Origin of the sequence: Rhodococcus jostii RHA1, from assembly GCF_000014565.1 — a bacterium.
Taxonomy (GTDB): Bacteria; Actinomycetota; Actinomycetes; order Mycobacteriales; family Mycobacteriaceae; genus Rhodococcus_F; species Rhodococcus_F jostii_A.
This window is the reverse complement of record NC_008268.1, coordinates 2,128,797-2,147,182: the sequence shown is the minus strand read 5'-3', so window position 1 is coordinate 2,147,182 and position 18,386 is coordinate 2,128,797. Positions and strand designations below refer to the sequence as shown.

Sequence of the window (18,386 nt, the reverse complement as noted above, 5' to 3'; positions counted from 1 at the left end):
GGGGATGTTCAGCCATGTCCGAAAACAACGCCGGCATGTGGGAGCCGGTACGGCCTGCATCGAATCCGCCCTTGGACGACCGCGCATCGGCCGCCGCATGGAACGCCGCGCGGCAGGCCCCGTACGTCCAGCCGCAGGGTCCCAACCCGTTCGCGCAGCCCGGTGTCCAGGCCCCCTCCGCCGCACCCGGGCGGCCGCAGACCCAGGCCCCGGCCGCCGCACCCGTCCCGCAACAGGCGCCTGCCCCGCAGCAGGCCCCGGCTCCGCAGCAGGCTCCCGCGCAGGGAGCGTTCACGCCGCCGCAGCAGGCGCCGATCCAGCACACACCCCAGCATCCCCGCCCCCACGACACGAATGCCGATCAGCAGTACGCGGTGTCGGCGCGTGACCTGTCGACGTCGCTGCTCCTCAAGCAGGTCAAGCCGGCCCCCACCACGGGGTGGCGCAAGGCGCTGTACCAACTGTCCGGCCGCTACATCAATGTCGGCAACAGTGCGAAGGAACAGCGTCGGATCGAGCTGACCAAGCAGGTCAACCAGCCGCTGCAGGGTTGCTACAAGATCGCGTTGCTGAGCCTCAAGGGCGGAGTGGGCAAGACCACCACCACCGCGACCCTCGGCTCCACGTTCGCGTCACTGCGCGGCGACCGCGTCATCGCCGTCGACGCCAACCCCGACCGGGGCACGCTCAGTCAGAAGATTCCCCTCGAGACCCCGGCCACGGTGCGCAACCTGCTGCGCGACGAGCAGAGCATCGAAAAGTACAGCGACGTCCGCAGTTACACGTCCCAGAGCAGGCACCGGCTCGAGGTGCTCGCATCCGACAGCGACCCGGCGGTGTCGGAGGCGTTCAGCGCGGACGACTACTCGCGGACCGTCACGATGCTCGAGAAGTTCTACAGCATCGTCCTCACCGACTGCGGCACCGGGCTGATGCATTCCGCCATGCAGACCATCCTCGAAGAGGCCGACGCGCTCGTGGTGGTCAGCTCGGGCTCCGTCGACGGCGCCCGCAGCGCCTCCGCGACCCTCGACTGGCTCGACGCCCACGGATACCGCGAACTGGTGTCCCGGTCGGTGGCCGTCGTGAACGCGGTGCGACCACGGTCGGGCAAGGTGGACCTGCCGAAGGTCGTCGAGCACTTCGAGCAGCGGTGCCGCCTCGTCCGGCTGATTCCGTTCGATCCGCACCTCGAAGAGGGAGCCGAAATCGAACTCGAGCGGCTGCGTCCCAAGACGCGCACCGCTCTTCTCGAACTGGCCGCCGCGGTCGCGTCGGACTTCCCTGCGTCCAGTTTCGCGCTACAGGATCGTCGCTGAGGCAATGACGCCGAGGGTGCCGGGTCGACCGGCACCCCGGCTTCGGCTCACCCGGCGGGGTCCGCCGGACCGGCCTCGGGTTCGTCGGACTTCTTCCGACGGGTCTCCCGATCCACCTTCCAGAGGAAATCCGGGTCGTCGTCGGGTCCCTGCACCCGATTGCTGAGCACGGGCCTCGTGTTCGGGCCGAATGCCTTCCAGAGCAGGACCGCCACTGTCACGAGCCCGATGAGTGCCAACAGATAGATCACCGCGCACCTCCTTACACCGCTCGAGGGTAGCCGGTATCCCTGAGCGTAGCCGCGTCGGCGGCAGAGGGCACCTGCCCGGTCGCAGTGCGTCCCGGGTAGTGCGGTCGCGGTCAGCCCTGCGGCTGCCCGCCCAGCGTCAGGGTCGGCCTGCCTCCGTCGTGAGGGAGCGGAGCAGCTGCATGACCTCGGCCTCGCGGAAGCGGCGGTGCCCGCCGGGGGTGCGCAGCGATCCGAGCCGGCCCGCGTGCGCCCATCGCGTCACGGTCTTCGGGTCGACATGGAACAGGGCAGCCACCTGGCCCGGGGTCATGAGGGCTTCGTTGGATCCGCTGAATCCGGGTCCGTTGTAGGTGGGTGCGCTCATCGACGGTCCTCCACTGCTTTCGACTGGTCTGTGCTGAAGCCGGCCGCTGTTGCGACTGATCTCGGTCATCGTGGCATCTGGCACCCCGGGTACTCGAACGATCTAATGTTGGTAAAGGGGAGGTAATAGACAAATCGGATAAGTCGGACGTGTGAGGAGTGGCCTCGGCGATGGGTAACCTGGGAGCGTGAGTGAGTCATCCGAGAAGCCAGAAGACCAGGTCGAGCGCCCCGTCGCAGCCGATTCGAGCGCACCGGCGAAGCCGGACGGGCGGGTGACCAAGGGGCAGCTGGCGCGCGACGTCGCGATCTATTCGATCGCCCGGCTACTGCTGGTCGTCGTCATCGGCGCCATCATCCTCGGGGTGGCCGCACTCGTCGGAGTCGCCGTGCCGCTGCTCGTCGCGGCCATCTTCGCGGTCCTCATCGCGCTCCCGCTGTCGCTGCTCCTGTTCGCGAAACTCCGTCGGCGGGTCAACGAGGGGATCGCCGCGTTCGACGCGCAGCGTCGCGCCGACCAGGCCGACCTGCGTGCCAGGCTCCGCGGTGAGGGCACGTCCCGGTGACGGACGGCGACTGCGTCGTCATCGACCGGAGCTTTCCGCGTGACTGGGTGGACAACGCCGTCCGCCTCATCGACGCCGATGCGCAGCGCAGCGCCGACACGCACCTGCTGCGGTACCCGCTGCCCGTCGAATGGGGTGTGCAGCTCTATCTGAAGGACGAGTCGACCCACATCACGGGCAGCCTCAAGCATCGCCTGGCCCGGTCGCTGTTCCTTTACGCGATCTGCAACGGATGGATCACCGAGGGGACGACGGTCATCGAGGCGTCCTCGGGGTCCACGGCCGTCAGCGAGGCGTACTTCGCGAAGATGCTCGGTCTCGACTTCGTGGCCGTCGTGCCGCGCAGCACGAGCGGCGCGAAGATCGCGCTCATCGAGGCGCAGGGCGGTCGCTGCCACTTCATCGACCGGCCGCCGGAGATCTACAGCGAGGCCCGGCGGCTCGCCGCGGAAACGAACGGTCACTTCATGGACCAGTTCACGCACGCGGAGCGGGCCACCGACTGGCGGGGCAACAACAATATCGCCGAGTCGATCTACCACCAGATGATTCGTGAAGAGCATCCGGTGCCGGAGTGGCTCGTCATGAGCGCCGGAACCGGCGGCACCAGCGCGACGCTGGGCCGGTACATCCGCTACCGCAGGCACGCGACCCGTCTGCTCGTGGTCGATCCGGAGAACTCGGCGTTCTTCGGCGGCTACGACTCCAACTCCTGCGACTACGCGACGGGGATGCCCTCGCGCATCGAGGGCATCGGCAGGCCGCGGGTCGAGCCGTCGTTCGTCGGGCAGGTCATCGACCGGATGATGCGGGTGCCCGACGCCGCGTCCATCGCCACGGCTCGGCACGCCAGTTCGGTGCTGGGCCGCCGGGTCGGCGGCTCCACGGGAACGAACCTGTGGGGTGCGTTCGCCGTCGTCGCCGAGATGCTCGCGGCCGGACGGTCCGGCAGTGTGGTCACGATCCTGTGCGACGGCGGCGAACGCTACGCGGACACCTACTTCGACGACGACTGGGTGGCCGGGGAGGGTATCGACCTCACGGGTCCGGCCGCGGTGCTCGACCGCTTCGCTGCGACGGGGGAGTGGCCGGGTCAGCCCGGCTGAGGCGCGGTCGCGGCGGTCCGCACCGGCGCCGTCACCGGGCGGGACATCGTGACCCGCGGCCACGCGGCGAGGCCGTGCCGGGCCTCGTCGGCGCGGATACGCGACAGGCCCGGGGTCAGGGTGTCTTCCGGCAGGGGACGGAAACCCAGTCGCTCGTAGTAGGGGGCGTTCCACGGGACGTCGACGAACGTGGTGAGGGTGAGGGCGGGCAGTCCGCGGACCGCCGCCCACGACGAGATCTCGTCGAGGAGCAGGGCGCCGAGCCCCTGGCGGGCGTGGCCGGGGTGGACCGACACCTGCTCGATGTGGGCGGCTCCGTCGACCACGGCGACGAGTGCGTATGCGACCGGTGCGTCGTCTACGTCGACGGCGACCCAAATGCATTCCAGCTGGAGGTATTCGGTCAGCTCGTCGAGTGTGAACGGGGGATCGTCGGCGACGGCGTCCATTCCGATGTCACGAAACGGCGCACCCGCCGCGATTTCGATGTCTTGCAGAGCGGGCAGGTCGGTGGAAATGGCCGGGCGGATCACAGGTCTTTTTTACCCGAAATCGTGCTGTTCGCACAGTTTCCCTGCACTTTCCCAAACTTACTCCACCGTAGGCTACGCAACCGTAGGTTGGTAGCCTGGCGATAGGACGACGGATCGGGGACGAGGATGGACAAGCCCGAGGTAACTCTCGAGAACTACGAAGCGGTGTACGCGTACTACCGCGACCATCAGCAGAATCGGGCGCTCGCCAAGCTGGCGTACGCGTCGCTGTATGCGAAGTACCGGCCGCGGATCACGTACGCCGACGACGCGAAGGCGCAGCTGGCCGGGCTGGTGAAGTCCGGCAGGGTGCTGATCGTCGCCGCCAATCACATCACCCACAGCGATCAGTACACGCTCGCGGCCACGGCCTGGAAGACGCCGCTGCGCCGCGCGATCGGACGCACCCGGGTGCTCGCGAAGGACGAATTGTTCGTCGATCCCGACCTGCACAAGAAGGTCGACATGATGGGCGGTATCCCGGTGTTCCGCAGCAAGAACTACGGTCTGCGGGCGGTCGCCGATGCAGGCAGGCTCATGATGGACATCTCCGCCGAACGGCTGTGCCGCGGTGACAACCTGGCGATCTTTCCCGAGGGCACGTGCAACGAGGACGACCCGACCCGCCTGCAGCACATCAACAGCGGCATCGGTCACATCGCGAAACGTGCGGCAGATCGCGGAGTCTCACCCGTGCTGCTGTCCATCGGCCTCAGTTACGGGCCGGACGCCGATGGGCCCGATACCGAGAACGTGAAGTCGGCCAGCGTCTTCGTCGGCGAGCCGCTGTTCGACCTTCCGGCGAAACCGATGGACATCGCCCACGTCGTGCAGAAGGACCTGCAGATCGCCGTCGACGGGGCGGTCGCGGCGTACTGACGACCGCCCCCCGGGGATCTGTCAAGGAGGGTTGACACCCGATCGGTGTCAACCTAGATTGACATGCATGACCGAAGCAACCACACTCGCCGCAGCAGCGGGCAGCCCAGACCCCGCCGAGGGGTTGCGGGCCGTGCGTGCGCTGCGGCGTCTCCTCGAACGGCTCGAGGCCATCCAGGTCGCCAACGCCCGCGCCCAGGGCTGGTCCTGGCAGGCGATCGCCGACTCCCTCGAGGTGAGCAGGCAGGCCGTCCATCAGAAGCACAATCGGAGAGGGAGGTAACGGCGCATGTTCGAACGATTCTCGACGGACGCTCGGGCCGTGGTGATCGGCGCGCAACAGGAAGCGCGCGTACTGAAGTCGCCACAGATCGGGCCCGAACACCTCGTGCTCGCGCTGCTGTCCGTCAAAACCGAACCCGTCCACGGCATCCTCGCCGACGCCGGCATCGAGGAGGAGAAGTCGCGATCGACCGTCGCGACGCGCGGCACGGCCTTGAGTGCCGCCGACGCGGAAGCGCTCGAATCGATCGGCATCGACCTCGACGCGGTGCGTCAGAGCCTCGAGCAGAACTTCGGCAAGGGCGTCCTCGATCCCGAGGAGCCGTCGGAGAAGCGCGGCTGGTTCGGCCGGAAGTCGGGGCACATCGGGTTCACCCGCGACGCCAAGAAGGCGATCGAACTGTCACTGCGGGAGGCGCTGGCGCGCAAGGACGATCACATCGGCGCCGAGCACATTCTCCTCGGAGTGCTGCGAATGGCCGACGGCACGACGCGGGATATCCTCGAGGTCCAGATCGGTGTCGGCGAACTCCGCCGTCGCGTCCACGCGGCACTCGACGACCGCGCCGCCTGACCGTCCGGTCCCGGGTTATCCGGTTCCCGTTTGTCCGAACGGTGTGCCAGCATGCACCCATGACCTTCTTGGTACGCCTCGTCATCAACGCGTTCGCGATCTGGCTGGCGGCAGCCTGGGTGTCGGGCATCGACATCTCCAGTTCGGGCAACGGAACCGGATGGGACATCGTGGTGCTGCTCGGCATCGCGGCGGTGTTCACCGTCGTCAACATCTTCGTCAAACCACTGGTGAAGCTGCTGTCGCTGCCGTTGCTGATCCTGACGCTCGGCCTGTTCACCCTGGTGATCAACGCCCTGATGCTGCTGCTCACCGCATGGTTGAGCTCCCAGACCGATTACGGACTGACCGTCGACGGCTTCTGGACCGCCGTGTGGGGAGGCCTGATCATCTCGATCGTCAACTTCATCCTCGGTATCGTCCTCCCGGACGGCGACTGACCCGGCGGGCCGCTCAGGCGGCCGACAGGGCCACGGCGGTGGCGGCGCCCCAGATCAGCATCGCCAGCCCCGAATCCCGAAGCGCGGGAATCAGTGCGAGGCCCAGGCCGCCGGAGCGGACCGGCGCGTTCGCCCGGACCGCGAGAGGCAGCGCGAGCAGCCCGACGAGCGACCAGGGGGTGCGCAGCACCAGGACGAGAGTCACCACGAACGGAACCGTCAGCGTGACGAGATGCAGGATGCGGGTACGCGAGTCGCCGAGCCGGACGGCGAGCGTGCGCTTGCCGGACTCGGTGTCGGTGGGAATGTCCCGCAGATTGTTGGCGACGAGAACCGCGCTCGAGAACGAACCGACTGCGATCGCGGACACGAGACCGGCCCAGTCCACCGTCTCGGCCTGCACGTACTGGGTGCCCAGCACGGCGACGAGACCGAAGAACACGAAGACGGCGACCTCGCCGAAGCCGCTGTACCCGTACGGCTTCTTGCCGCCGGTGTAGAACCAGGCGCCCACGATGCAGAGGGCGCCGATCAGCACGAGCCACCAGGCGGTGGTGACGGCGAGGGCCAGACCGGCCACCGCGGCGACGCCGAAGCAGGCGATGGCCGCAGCCTTCACCGCCGACGGTTTCACCAGCTTCGACCCGACGAGCCGCAGCGGCCCCACCCGCTCGTCGTCGGTGCCGCGGATCCCGTCCGAGTAGTCGTTGGCGAAATTGACGCCCACGATCAACGCGAGAGAGACCACCAGTGCCAACACTGCCTTCCACCACACCGCGCCGCCGAGCGACGCCGCGGCGCCGGTGCCCACGAGCACCGGGGCGATCGCGTTCGGGAGGGTGCGCGGTCGAGCGCCTTCGATCCATTGAGCAGCCGTTGCCATGTACCGATCTTTGCACCGAGCGAGAAGACGCCCGCACCCACGCCGTGCAATACCATCGAACGCGGTGGACCAGCACATGAGCGTGGACGAGAGGGTGGCGCCGGCGAGCACACCGATCCAGGTCGCCTTGTTGGGTGAGGTATCGACGTGGCGATCGGGCGTGCTCGCACCGCTGCCCGGCACCCGCGCGCGCAGTCTGCTGGTGGCGCTCGCCCGCGATCCCGGCCGGAGTCGGTCGGCGCAGGCCCTCATCGACGAGGTGTGGGGCGACGATCCGCCGCGGTCCCCGATGAACGCGCTGCACACGCAGGTCTCCCGTCTGCGTGCGGCGTTGCCGGACGGAGCACTGGAGATCGGCCCGGCCGGTTACCGGCTGGCGGTGCCCAGGGATGCCGTCGATCTGGCGCGCGCAGAAGACGTGGCACGTCGGCTGCGGGGCCGGGGGAACGGTCGCAGCGTCGGGCCCGACGAGATCCGCGACGTCCTCGCGCTGTGGCGCGGCGACCCCGGCGCCGACCTTCCCGGCAGTGCCGCCGCAACGGAACTCGCTGCCGACGCCGCCGTGATCCGGGCGCAACTCGAGGCCGCGGAACTTGCTGCGCTGGTGAAGGTGGAGGACTGGGACGCCGCCCTCCCGAAGGCGCTGGCCCACGTCGCCGCCGAACCTCTCGACGAGCAGGCGCACGCGCACCTGATGCGGGCGCTCGCCGGGCTCGGACGGGACAACGAGGCGCTGGACGTGTTCGCGACGTTCCGCAAGCGGATGGTGTCCCGGCTGGGGTCCGATCCGTCGCAGGCGCTCGTCGCCCTGCACACCGAGATCCTGCGGGGCGGACGTTCCGATGACGTGGCGGCTCCGCACCTCGCGTCGCCGGATCGGACGGCGATCGGGCTCCGCGCGGCACCCAACGCGCTCCTGGGACGCGACTCGGACATCGCGGAGATCGAGAAGCTGCTCACATCCTCGCGGGTGGTGACCGTCCTCGGGCCCGGCGGTGCCGGCAAGACGCGACTCGCCCACGAACTGGGCGCGCGGGCAGCCGCGGGAACGTCCGTGGCTCTGGTGGAACTCGCGTCGCTGCGCAGCAGCGAGGACGTCGTGGCGGCGATCAGCAGCACGCTCGGGCTCAGCGAGGTCGACATCGCGCCGGGCCGGCTCACGGTCAGCCGCGTCCATTCGGCGCGGGAACGGCTCCGGGAAGCGCTGTCGGCAGGGCCCATGCTCCTGATCCTCGACAACTGTGAGCACGTCATCGGCGCCTGCTCCGAGGTCGTGGCCGACCTGGTGGCCGCCGGCGACCAGCTGACCGTCCTCGCCACCAGCCGGTCCCCTCTCATGCTCGCGTCCGAGGCCGTGTACCCGCTGCCGCCGCTGGCGATCGACGACGACGACGCGCCGGCCGTGCAACTGTTCACGGCGCGGGCTCGCGCCGTGCGGCCCACCGCGCGCCTCGACCCGGAAACGGTGCGCAGCGTCTGCCGCACCCTCGACGGTCTCCCGCTCGCGATCGAACTCGCCGCGGCCCGGGTGCGCAGCATGAGCGTCGAGGACATCGGCCGACGGCTCGAGCACCGGTTCGCGCTACTGCGATCCCACGACCCGACGTCGCCCGAACGGCACCGCACCCTGCACGCCGTCATCGACTGGAGCTGGCAGCTTCTGGGTGAGCAACAGCAGATCGCGCTGCGCAGACTCTGCCGGTTCCCGGCCGGGTTCACTCTCGACGCCGCCCGGACGATCGCGGAGTGGGACGGCGTCGACGACGTCGTGGACGCCGTCGAGGGCCTCGTCAACCAATCGCTGCTGTCCGTGTCGGAGACGTCGGACACACTGCGCTACTACATGCTCGAGACGGTGCGTGAATACGGCGAGGAACAACTCGCGGCGGCCGGCGAGGGAACGGAAGTGTTTGCTCGCCAAGGGGTCTGGGCAAGCCGATTCGCTTCCGATGCGCTCCGCCGGTGCCGTGCCGACCAGGTCGCGCTCGCGGACGACATCGACGCCGACCACGACAACCTGCTCGCGGTCCTCCGGTGGGCGGTCGAGCGCGACGACGCCGAGACGGTGGCGACCGTGTTCCCGGTGCTGGGCGGACTGTGGGCCATTCGGGGCGCGCACTCGGAAGTGATGAACTGGACCCCAAGGATTCTCGGGTCGACGGCGGACGCCGACCTGACGGACGTCGGTTCGGAACTGGTGGCGTACACGTTCCTTCTCGCGGCGATGCACCTGGTGTTCGGTGGCCAGACACGCACGCTCGCCCGTGCCCGGATCCGGCTGCGTCACGTGCTCCGGGAGCGCCCCGACCTACCGTCGGTCACCGGGTTCGCGGTGCGACTCATCCTGTCTCTGGGTTCGGGTCGGCGCCTGGCGAGGATCGTCGCGGAAGGCGTGCGGTCCGAGGATCCGGAGACCCGCGCGGCCGCCGTCTCCGCGCGGGCCAGTATGCGGGAGAACCTCGGCGACTTCCGCGGCGCGATGAAGGATGCCACGACCGTGTCCGAACTGTGCGGGGCGATCGGTGACGTGTGGGGCACGGCGATGGCGTCGCAGTTCCTCGGTTCGCTGCAGAGCCAGTCCGGTGAGTACCGGGACGCGGTGCGGCACTATCAGGATGCTGTCGACGGCATGCGGAAGCTGGGTGCGCAGGAGGAGGCCGATCAGCTGTGGGGCTTCCAGGCCTCAGCGCTGATCGCCGCCGGTGACGTGGAGGCCGGCCGGAAGGTGCTGGCCGAGACGGTACTCGAGCATCGCGGCGCGGGCACCGGGACCGGGACCGACGACCATCGGCCGGACGAATGGCGGGCCGCCGCCACCGGCAGTCTCGCGGAAATCGATCTCGCGGACGGCGACGTCGAACGCGGGCTCGCCCGCTACCGCGAGGCGCTGGACATGGTGTATCCCCGGATGTTGACCGAGCCGCACGCCGATCCGTTCGGAATGATGCTGGCGGCGTCGGTGGTGTGCGCCCACGTGCTGCACGGCCGGTCCGAGATGATGGTGGAGTTCGTGCCGAAGCTCGCGGAGGCGGCGCTGTCGAGGCTGGGACAGGGTGCCTACCAGGATCTGCCGGTCACCGGAACCGTCGCGGCCGGGGTGGGGTGCTTCGAGCTCGCGCACGGTGATCAGGATCGGGGCCTCGCGCTGCTGGCGCTCTCCGCGAAAGCCCGTGCCCGGCAGGACATCGCGTCGCTGCGACACCCCCGGCACGTCGCGTTCGTGCTCGAGCGCGTGGGCCAGGACCGCTGGGAGTCGGCGCAGGAGCGGTTCGGCAACTGGTCGCGTCGCGCGGTGCGCGCCGAAATCCTGGACATGCTCGCCGGTTCGAGGTGAGTGGCGGCCTCAGGCGGGGACCCGGCCGCTCACCCTGGCCGCGCACGAGCGCAGGAGGTCGGTGAGTTCGGGATCGTCGACGGCCAGGCGTCCGGTCTTGCCGATCGCCGCAAGACAACCGGCCACCGCGTTCTGCGCATCGTGCACCGGGACGGCGACCGCGCTGCGGCCCACCCGCACCTCGTCGACTTCTCGGGCCGAACCCGTGTGGCGGACGGCGTCGAGTTCGCCCTGCAGCACGGCGATGTCGGTGATGGTCCGCGACGTGACCCGGCGCAGACTCGGCGGCACCAGGTCCGGACGGGACGCGAGGAGGATCTTGCCGATGGCGGACGCGTGCAGGTGCGCGGCAATCGTGTTCTCGCCGCTGAGTTCGTGGTCGGGGTCCCGATCGATCAGTCGTACCCGGCCGCCCGCGAACGACGCCAGATGGATCCCGAAACGCACCTGCCCCCGCAGTTCCTCGAGCACGGCGTGGTGGTCGACCGGATCCGGCGCCTCCGCCCCCGCGAGCTGCCTGGTCCGCCGGCCCAGCGCGAACCCGGACAGGTCGGCGATCCGCACCAGATAGCCGTCGGCGGTCAGGAGATTGAGCAACCGGTACGCCGTGGCCTGGGGGATCCCCGCGTGCGCGGCGATGTCTCGCGCGGTCGCCCCGGACCCGAGCTGAGCCACGGCCTCGAGCAGGGCGAGCGCCTTCTGCACGGCGCGTGGTTCGTGGCCCGCGATCTCCCCGGCTCGGGCGCCCATCACCGAGACCCGGGGGTGCGTCCAGCCGCCGTCAACGCGAGGTTTCCGGCGGCGTCCGTGGCGAACACCCCGGCTCCCGGCAGCACATCGTCCGTTTCCGCCGTGTCGAACACACCCATCGACCGCAGACTCGCCGGGTGGCGCCATCGCAGGTACAGCTGCCACGCCGAACCCGACAGCAACAGGGTCAGCACCACGGTGGGGACCATCGCGAAGCCGTGGGCCACGTTGACGAACAGCATGTAGGCCAGGACGATTCCGCCGGCGGCGCTGCCCGCCACTCCCGCCGCAAGGACGAGAGGGGTGTGTTCCCCGATGCGACTGAGGAACCGCACCGATGCCACGGCCACCAGCACGTACGCCGCGACCACCGCGGTCCTGGCGATCAACTGCACGTGAGAAAATCCGGTCGATTTGCCGACGATGCCGAACGTCGCGGCACCGACACAGACGGCGCACACGATGACCGCCAGTGCCGCGTACGGGGTGCGGTAGCTGCGGTGCACGCGGGCGAACAGACGCGGGACGACCCGTTCGATCCCCATCGAATACAGCAGGCGCGACGCGGCATTCGACGACGCCATCGCCGACGCCAGCCACGACGTGCCCAACCCGAGGTTCAGGGCGATCACCACGGCCGGGTCGACCCCGGTGCCGGTGCCGTGCAGGTACGCGTTGACCAGGGTGTCCGTGCGACCGGACCAGGCGGCCCACGCCGAGAAGATGAACAGGCCGCCGCAGATCATCGGCGTGAGCATCACGGTGCGGGTGACGGTGGCGAGCGGGCGCTTGGCCTCCGGGCCGAAGAACGTCGCGCTCTCGAAGCCGGCCAGGGCGAACACCGCGGCCAGCGTCATGAGTAGCGGCCCGTACGCGGAATCGGACGGCGGCACTGCGGCGTGCTGGCCGCCCGCGCCGGTCACGATCATCAGACCGACGATGAAGAGCAACGAGCACGATTCCACGGCGAGGATGGCGAGGGCCGCGAACCGCACTCCGCGGACCAGGCAGCCGAGGATCACGATCGCGATCCCGGCGTACACGAGGAGACGTTCGGCGGGTTCGCGCAATTCCAGCCCGAAGAAGCCGAGCGTCGCGATCACGGCCTGGCCACCGTGGTACAGCGTCATCACCGCACTGCCCACGTACTTGGTCAGCATGGCGACCCCGGCGGTCAGCGCGGCACGCGTGCCGAGGCCCTGGAACACGAAGCTGTAGAGGCCGCCCGCGGCCGCCATACGTCGCGTGAACTGCGAGACGCACACCGCGATCAGGGAGACCACCACCGTGGCGATGACGATCGTGATCAGACCACTCAGCAGCATCTGGTGGGTGAACATGGTGACGGGCAGGACCACCATCGACACCGCCGGAGCCGTCGTGGCCACCGACTGGGCGAGAACCTCGAAGCCCGACAACTGCCGCCGGCCCAGCGCACGCAGCGGCGACACGGCCTGACGTTCGGGCTCGCCGGTGGCGAACGAACGCGCGATGGCGTCGGAAAGGGCTGACATGCGCGTGAAACTAGCCGGGTCGTGTTGCCGGAAAGTTTCGGTTTCGGGTCGAACTGCGCTTCGGGAGTGAGAACGGCCCGCGCCCGTTCTCGCTCGCCGGCCTCAGACTGTTTCGCCGCCGACAACTTCCCGACTCGCGTTCCTCCCAGGATGAATCCGGACAAGTTACCCGGGTCGCCGGGCGCAAGAATGGGAGCGCGAATTGGCATTCACACGTAGATCTTTCATGAAGGGCCTCGGGGCCACCGGGGGCGCGGGACTCGCGTACGGCGCGATGTCGACGCTCGGGCTCGCACCGTCGACCGCCGCTCCCGCCCGCGCGTTCCAGCCGCTCGCGGCCGGCGACCTGATCGGGAAGGTGAAGGGCAGTCACTCCGTGGTCGTGCTCGGCGGCGGCCCCGCCGGTCTGTGTTCGGCGTTCGAACTGCAGAAGGCCGGGTACACGGTGACGGTCCTCGAGGCCCGCACCCGGCCCGGCGGCCGCGTCTGGACGGCCCGGGGCGGCACCGAGGAGACCGACCTGAACGGCGAGACGCAGAAATGCACGTTCTCCGAGGGGCACTTCTACAACGTCGGCGCCACCCGCATCCCGCAGAGCCACATCACGCTCGACTACTGCCGCGAACTCGGCGTCGAGATCCAGGGCTTCGGAAACCAGAACGCCAACACGTTCGTGAACTACCAGAGCGACACGTCGCTGTCGGGCCAGTCCGTCACCTACCGCGCCGCGAAGGCCGACACGTTCGGCTACATGTCGGAGCTGCTGAAGAAGGCCACCGATCAGGGCGCCCTCGACCAGGTGCTGAGCCGGGAGGACAAGGATGCGCTGTCGGAGTTCCTCAGCGACTTCGGTGACCTGTCCGACGACGGCCGCTATCTCGGATCCTCCCGTCGCGGTTACGATTCCGAGCCCGGGGCCGGCCTGAACTTCGGCACCGAGAAGAAGCCGTTCGCGATGCAGGAAGTGATCCGCAGCGGCATCGGCCGCAACTTCAGCTTCGACTTCGGCTACGACCAGGCGATGATGATGTTCACCCCGGTCGGCGGCATGGACCGGATCTACTACGCCTTCCAGGACAGGATCGGCACCGACAACATCGTCTTCGGCGCCGAGGTGACGTCGATGAAGAACGTGTCCGAGGGCGTCACCGTCGAATACACCGCGGGCGGCGCGAAGAAGTCGATCACCGCCGACTACGCGATCTGCACGATCCCGCCGCACCTCGTCGGACGACTGCAGAACAATCTGCCCGCCGACGTGCTCACCGCACTGAAGGCGGCCAAGCCGTCGTCGTCCGGAAAGCTCGGCATCGAGTACTCGCGCCGGTGGTGGGAGACGGAGGACCGCATCTACGGCGGCGCATCCAACACCGACAAGGACATCTCGCAGATCATGTTCCCGTACGACCACTACAACTCCGACCGAGGCGTGGTCGTCGCCTACTACAGCAGCGGCAAGCGTCAGGAAGCGTTCGAATCCCTCACCCACCGCCAGCGGCTCGCCAAGGCGATCGCGGAGGGCTCGGAGATCCACGGCGAGAAGTACACCCGCGACATCTCGTCGTCGTTCTCGGGCAGCTGGCGTCGCACCAAGTACTCCGAGAGTGCCTGGGCCAACTGGGCGGGCAGCGGCGGCTCGCACGGCGGGGCGGCCACTCCCGAGTACGAGAAGCTGCTCGAACCCGTCGACAAGATCTACTTCGCCGGCGACCACCTGTCCAACGCGATCGCGTGGCAGCACGGCGCCCTGACGTCCGCCCGCGACGTCGTCACCCACATCCACGAGCGCGTGGCCCAGGAAGCCTGACCTTCCCCTCGAACAAGGAGTTGTGAACTGTGAAGTCTTTTCGTACCAAGGCCGTGACCGCCGCGCTCGCAGCATCCGCTCTGATCGCCGGGGCGACATCGTGCTCCTCCGAGGAGGCGGCGGCGGAGGCGCCCGGCAGCACCTTCGTGTCGAAGTCCGTTCTCGAAGCCGGCGAGGCGAATCCGATGATCGCGCAGGGTGTGGCCATCGGCGGCGGCACCGCCGTCTACAAGTCGAGCGGCATCGGCCCGGGCGCGTCGAACAAGACCGCACCCGAGGGCACCCCCGAGTCGTACATCGACACCGACGTGTTCGCGGGCGGCGCACTCCCGGCCGGAGTCACGATCACCGAGGCGCAGGGCATCAACGCGCTGAAGCGGATTCGCGACAATCTCGAGGCACAGGGACTGACGCTCGAGGACGTCGTGACCATGCGGGTGTTCCTCGACAACGCCCCCGGCACCGACCGCGCCGACTACGCCGGCTGGAACCGCGCCTACCGGCAGTTCTTCGCGAACACCAACCTCGACACCGGGGACACCGAACTGGTCCCGCTCGGCACCGCGGAACCGGCCGCGCCGATGGAACGGAACTCCGCGCGTCCCAGCCGGTTCGCGCTCGAGGTCGCGAGCCTGCCCGCCGCGGGCTGGCTCGTCGAGGTCGAGGTGGACGCCGTGTACCCCGACGGTGAGGAGCCCCAGTAGTGGGGGCGCTGAGCCCGAGCCACTGGGCGATCATCGCGATCGTGCTCGTGGTGCTGTTCGGGTCGAAGAAACTCCCTGACGCCGCCCGCGGCCTGGGCCGCTCCATGCGGATCCTCAAGACCGAGGTGGGGGAGTTGCAGGCGGACGCCCCCGAACTGGAGAAATAGACGAAGCGAGCCGGTGGACCCCGCGTCCACCGGCTCGCTCCTTCTTCGGTTGTCAGGCCTTACGCATGTACGTCCGGACCGTCAGCGGAGCCATGATCGCGACGATCACGGCGGCGCCGAGCAGCGACCACACGACGTGGACACCGAAGTGGCCGTCGTTGACGAGTTCACGCACCGCGGTCACGACGTGCGACACGGGGTTGACGTTCACGAACGCCTGCATCCAGCCCGGCATCGTGTCGGCGGGCACGAACGCGGTCGACATGAACGTCAGCGGGAACAGAATGAGCATCGAAATGCCCTGCACCGAAGACGCTTTGCTCATCAGGACACCCATCAGGGCGAAGATCCAGCTGATCGAGAAGGCGCAGACGATGACGAGCGCGCCGGCCGACACCACCCCGACGACACCGCCGCCGGGCCGGTAACCCATCGCTATACCGACGGCGAACGTGATGGTCGTGGCGATGCCGTACCGCACGACGTCGGCGAGGAGCGCACCGGACAGCGGCGCGATGCGGGCGATCGGCAGGGACTTGAAGCGGTCGAAGACGCCCTTGTCCATGTCTTCCCGCAACTGGGTGCCCGTCACGATCGACGTGGTGATCACCGTCTGGACCAGGATGCCCGGGATGATGATCGGCAGATACGACGCCACGTCGCCGGAGATGGCGCCACCGAAGATGTATGTGAACATCAACGTGAAGATGATCGGCTGGACGACGACGTCGAACAGCTGCTCGGGGTTGTGCTTGATCTTGAGCAGTCCCCGGTACGCCATCGTCAGCGTGTTCGCGACGGACTGCTCGAGGCTGATCCGGTTCCGGGCCTCCGGAATCGGTTGGGGACCCGCGTGAGTGCGGGATTCGAGGGTGGTGGTCATGCGACGCTCCGTTCGGTGTCGGCCTCGGTGGCGTCTGCGCCGTGGCCGGTGATGGTGAGGAAGACCTCGTCGAGACTCGGCTTCTGGACGGTGATCTCGTCGACGGCGATCCCGTGGTCGCGCAGTCGGATCAACAGTTCCACGGTGAGCGACGGATCGGTCATCGGTGCGGTGAGGCGGCCGATCTCCGGGGTGATCGCCACCTCCACACCGAGAGTGTGTGCGATCACCGACCGCGCGTCGTCGGTCTGCCCGCGATCGACCAGGGTCAACTGCAGCGAGGAGACGCCGACGGACGCCTTCAACTCGTCGGCCGTGCCGTCCGCGATCACCTTCCCGCGGTCGATGACGGCGATCCGATCGGCCAGCTGATCCGCCTCGTCGAGATACTGCGTGGTGAGCAGCACCGTCGACCCGTCCGCGACCAGCCTGCGGATGGTGTCCCACATCTGGGCGCGCGTCCGAGGGTCCAGACCCGTCGTCGGCTCGTCCAGGAACAACAGCGGAGGGTGGGCGATCAGGCTGGCCGCCAGGTCCAGACGTCGACGCATGCCGCCCGAGAAATTCTTGAGCGGCTTCGTCGCCGCCTCGGTGAGGTCGAACTCCTCGAGCAGTGCCGTGCACTTCCGGCGGGCATCACCCCGGCTCAGGCCCAGCAACCGGGCGAAGATCACCAGATTCTCGACCGCCGACAGGTCCTCGTCGACGGACGCATACTGGCCCGTGACCCCGACCAGCGAGCGCACCGCGTTCGGTTCGCGCACCACATCGTGACCGAAGATGCGGGCCTCGCCGCCGTCCGGACGCAACAGCGTCGCAAGCATCCGCACCGTCGTGGTCTTGCCGGCGCCGTTCGGGCCGAGCACTCCGTACACCGACCCGGTCGGAACGGACAGGCTCACGCCGTCGACGGCGCGCTGACGGCCGAAGAGCTTCACGAGCCCGTCGGCCTCGATAGCTGGGGGAGTTGCAGTGAGGTTCATGCCGTAGACGATGCAGCCCACCCCTTGCAGCGGGCTTGCACGCCTCTTGCACGGGCTTGCGGACACCGTCGTCCTGAATCAGGGGCGATTGCGCCGGAATCTGGCGAATGTCTCGCCAAACGTCTGTCAGCGCCGGTGCTCGGCACGCGCGCAAGCCCTGTCGAAGCGCACCTTGACGGCAGCGAAGTCGAACAGGTCCCGCCACGTCCACCGGACGACCTCGCGTCGCGAATCGCGTCCTCCCGGAGCTTCTCGCGGTGGACCGCGACTGCCGCCTGGCCACCGTCGACGCCGTATTTTCCCAGGCCATCGAACTCCCCGACCGCGCCGAATTCTCTCCAGAAGAAATCGACTCGGCCGAGGAAGGTACCGGTGCCGTCGTGGAGCACGTTCTGGAGTTCGGGAGACGGCAGGTCGTGCTGGCGGATCCGGATGCGGCTCAGCGATTCCCCAGGGCTCTCGCTGCGACCGTCGAGGAAGCTCGCCGCCCGCCGCGCCGTCGCGAGGCCCTTGCGAGGTCCCGCTCGGCCGACCTCGTCCAGAATCTCGTCGAGCGCGACGAGTCGACGGTGCAGGGCCGAATCGCCGACGACGACGGCCTGGTCGAACGTCGAGATGCGTGCGGTGTCGACCACGGTCCGGGCGGGGGAGGTGACCGCCAGCCCGCCCAGGGTGACGACGTCGGGCGCGTCCAACGGTGTGGCGTGGACGTGGACTCCCGTGGTTCGGCCACCGCCGGAGGCGTGGTTCCTCGTCAGATGCACCCGTTCCAATGGGAGGTCGCCGAGGTCCATGCCGTGCAGCAGTGCCGCAGAGGTGTGGCTCACCACGACGCCGGGTGGGCGCGACTGCACGGCCGCCGCAATGCGGGCCCGGTGCAGCGCAGGCGCATCGAGTGCGGCGAAGTGCTCGTCGGGAACGTACGCACCCGCCGCGATTCGCACGAGACGCCCGGAATCGCGTGCACGCCGGATCTCGGAGTCGGTGAAACCGTCGGCCAGGGCTTGGCGTCGGAAGATCACGTGGTCGCTCATGGCGACATCGTGCC

Annotated in this window: 19 protein-coding genes and 1 pseudogene; 11 read left to right on the top strand and 9 right to left on the bottom strand. The window is 68.7% G+C overall.

Annotation, left to right across the window (positions count from 1 at the left end; all coding sequences use genetic code 11):
* Positions 1–14 precede the first annotated feature (14 nt).
* A complete protein-coding gene (locus RHA1_RS09895; protein ID WP_011594892.1) occupies positions 15–1,319 on the top strand; it encodes a MinD/ParA family ATP-binding protein in 1,305 nt (434 codons plus the stop codon).
* A 47-nt stretch (positions 1,320–1,366) separates the two neighbouring features.
* Here the strand turns inward: RHA1_RS09895 and RHA1_RS09890 are convergent, their stop codons facing one another.
* A complete protein-coding gene (locus tag RHA1_RS09890) occupies positions 1,367–1,570 on the bottom strand; it encodes a hypothetical protein (protein WP_009474708.1) in 204 nt (67 codons plus the stop codon).
* A 136-nt stretch (positions 1,571–1,706) separates the two neighbouring features.
* Positions 1,707–1,934 carry a BldC family transcriptional regulator gene (locus RHA1_RS09885; protein WP_005252019.1) on the bottom strand — a complete coding sequence of 76 codons (228 nt, stop codon included), beginning with the start codon at positions 1,932–1,934 and terminating at the stop codon, positions 1,707–1,709.
* A 187-nt stretch (positions 1,935–2,121) separates the two neighbouring features.
* Here RHA1_RS09885 and RHA1_RS09880 point away from each other — a divergent pair, with 187 nt between their 5' ends.
* Positions 2,122–2,499 (top strand): DUF4229 domain-containing protein, encoded by a 378-nt coding sequence (locus tag RHA1_RS09880; RefSeq protein WP_009474707.1) that lies wholly within the window; start codon positions 2,122–2,124, stop codon positions 2,497–2,499.
* The gene (cds1, locus tag RHA1_RS09875) at positions 2,496–3,605 is read left to right on the top strand and encodes an L-cysteine desulfhydrase Cds1 (RefSeq protein ID WP_011594890.1); all 1,110 of its coding nucleotides are present in this window, start codon (positions 2,496–2,498) and stop codon (positions 3,603–3,605) included. Before RHA1_RS09880 ends, cds1 begins: the two co-directional genes overlap by 4 nt.
* Here cds1 and RHA1_RS09870 read toward each other — a convergent pair.
* Positions 3,593–4,138 (bottom strand): GNAT family N-acetyltransferase, encoded by a 546-nt coding sequence (locus RHA1_RS09870; RefSeq protein ID WP_011594889.1) that lies wholly within the window; start codon positions 4,136–4,138, stop codon positions 3,593–3,595. The genes cds1 and RHA1_RS09870 overlap by 13 nt on opposite strands.
* Positions 4,139–4,264: 126 nt before the next feature.
* Between RHA1_RS09870 and RHA1_RS09865 the strand changes: the two genes are divergently transcribed.
* From RHA1_RS09865 to RHA1_RS09850, 4 genes are all read left to right on the top strand, one after another.
* The gene (locus RHA1_RS09865; RefSeq protein WP_009474704.1) at positions 4,265–5,017 is read left to right on the top strand and encodes a lysophospholipid acyltransferase family protein; all 753 of its coding nucleotides are present in this window, start codon (positions 4,265–4,267) and stop codon (positions 5,015–5,017) included.
* Positions 5,018–5,084: 67 nt separating this feature from the next.
* Entirely contained in the window at positions 5,085–5,300 is a 216-nt protein-coding gene (locus RHA1_RS09860; RefSeq protein WP_005258323.1) for a hypothetical protein, read from the top strand.
* 6 nt (positions 5,301–5,306) lie between these two features.
* On the top strand, positions 5,307–5,873 hold the full coding sequence (locus tag RHA1_RS09855) for a Clp protease N-terminal domain-containing protein (protein WP_011594887.1): 567 nt from the start codon (positions 5,307–5,309) through the stop codon (positions 5,871–5,873).
* Between the two features lie 59 nt (positions 5,874–5,932).
* The gene (locus RHA1_RS09850) at positions 5,933–6,313 is read left to right on the top strand and encodes a phage holin family protein (protein WP_009474702.1); all 381 of its coding nucleotides are present in this window, start codon (positions 5,933–5,935) and stop codon (positions 6,311–6,313) included.
* Positions 6,314–6,326: 13 nt separating this feature from the next.
* On the opposite strand, the gene RHA1_RS09845 is transcribed toward RHA1_RS09850, so the two are convergent.
* The gene (locus tag RHA1_RS09845; RefSeq protein WP_011594886.1) at positions 6,327–7,196 is read right to left on the bottom strand and encodes a 1,4-dihydroxy-2-naphthoate polyprenyltransferase; all 870 of its coding nucleotides are present in this window, start codon (positions 7,194–7,196) and stop codon (positions 6,327–6,329) included.
* A gap of 76 nt (positions 7,197–7,272) precedes the next feature.
* Between RHA1_RS09845 and RHA1_RS44525 the strand changes: the two genes are divergently transcribed.
* Positions 7,273–10,530: an AfsR/SARP family transcriptional regulator gene (locus RHA1_RS44525; RefSeq protein ID WP_050787275.1), complete on the top strand. Its 3,258-nt coding sequence runs from the start codon at positions 7,273–7,275 to the stop codon at positions 10,528–10,530.
* 9 nt (positions 10,531–10,539) lie between these two features.
* On the opposite strand, the gene RHA1_RS09835 is transcribed toward RHA1_RS44525, so the two are convergent.
* Both RHA1_RS09835 and RHA1_RS09830 read right to left on the bottom strand, forming a co-directional pair.
* Entirely contained in the window at positions 10,540–11,280 is a 741-nt protein-coding gene (locus RHA1_RS09835; RefSeq protein ID WP_011594884.1) for an IclR family transcriptional regulator, read from the bottom strand.
* Positions 11,280–12,794: an APC family permease gene (locus RHA1_RS09830; protein WP_011594883.1), complete on the bottom strand. Its 1,515-nt coding sequence runs from the start codon at positions 12,792–12,794 to the stop codon at positions 11,280–11,282. Before RHA1_RS09830 ends, RHA1_RS09835 begins: the two co-directional genes overlap by 1 nt.
* A gap of 226 nt (positions 12,795–13,020) precedes the next feature.
* Between RHA1_RS09830 and RHA1_RS09825 the strand changes: the two genes are divergently transcribed.
* Genes RHA1_RS09825 through tatA form a run of 3 tightly spaced genes read left to right on the top strand, consistent with a single transcriptional unit; the run spans position 13,021 to position 15,472 of the window.
* Positions 13,021–14,601 (top strand): flavin monoamine oxidase family protein, encoded by a 1,581-nt coding sequence (locus RHA1_RS09825; RefSeq protein ID WP_009474696.1) that lies wholly within the window; start codon positions 13,021–13,023, stop codon positions 14,599–14,601.
* A 29-nt stretch (positions 14,602–14,630) separates the two neighbouring features.
* On the top strand, positions 14,631–15,305 hold the full coding sequence (locus RHA1_RS09820) for a Rid family hydrolase (RefSeq protein WP_011594881.1): 675 nt from the start codon (positions 14,631–14,633) through the stop codon (positions 15,303–15,305).
* Complete coding sequence (gene tatA, locus RHA1_RS09815; protein WP_011594880.1) at positions 15,305–15,472, top strand: Sec-independent protein translocase subunit TatA; 168 nt, start codon at positions 15,305–15,307, stop codon at positions 15,470–15,472. The genes RHA1_RS09820 and tatA overlap by 1 nt, the downstream gene beginning before the upstream one ends.
* A 52-nt stretch (positions 15,473–15,524) precedes the next feature.
* Here the strand turns inward: tatA and RHA1_RS09810 are convergent, their stop codons facing one another.
* The 3 genes and pseudogenes from RHA1_RS09810 to RHA1_RS09800 form a co-directional block, all read right to left on the bottom strand.
* The gene (locus RHA1_RS09810) at positions 15,525–16,355 is read right to left on the bottom strand and encodes an ABC transporter permease (RefSeq protein ID WP_011594879.1); all 831 of its coding nucleotides are present in this window, start codon (positions 16,353–16,355) and stop codon (positions 15,525–15,527) included.
* On the bottom strand, positions 16,352–17,338 hold the full coding sequence (locus RHA1_RS09805; protein WP_011594878.1) for a daunorubicin resistance protein DrrA family ABC transporter ATP-binding protein: 987 nt from the start codon (positions 17,336–17,338) through the stop codon (positions 16,352–16,354). Before RHA1_RS09805 ends, RHA1_RS09810 begins: the two co-directional genes overlap by 4 nt.
* 126 nt (positions 17,339–17,464) lie before the next feature.
* A pseudogene (locus RHA1_RS09800) lies at positions 17,465–18,372 on the bottom strand (hypothetical protein).
* Positions 18,373–18,386 lie beyond the last annotated feature (14 nt).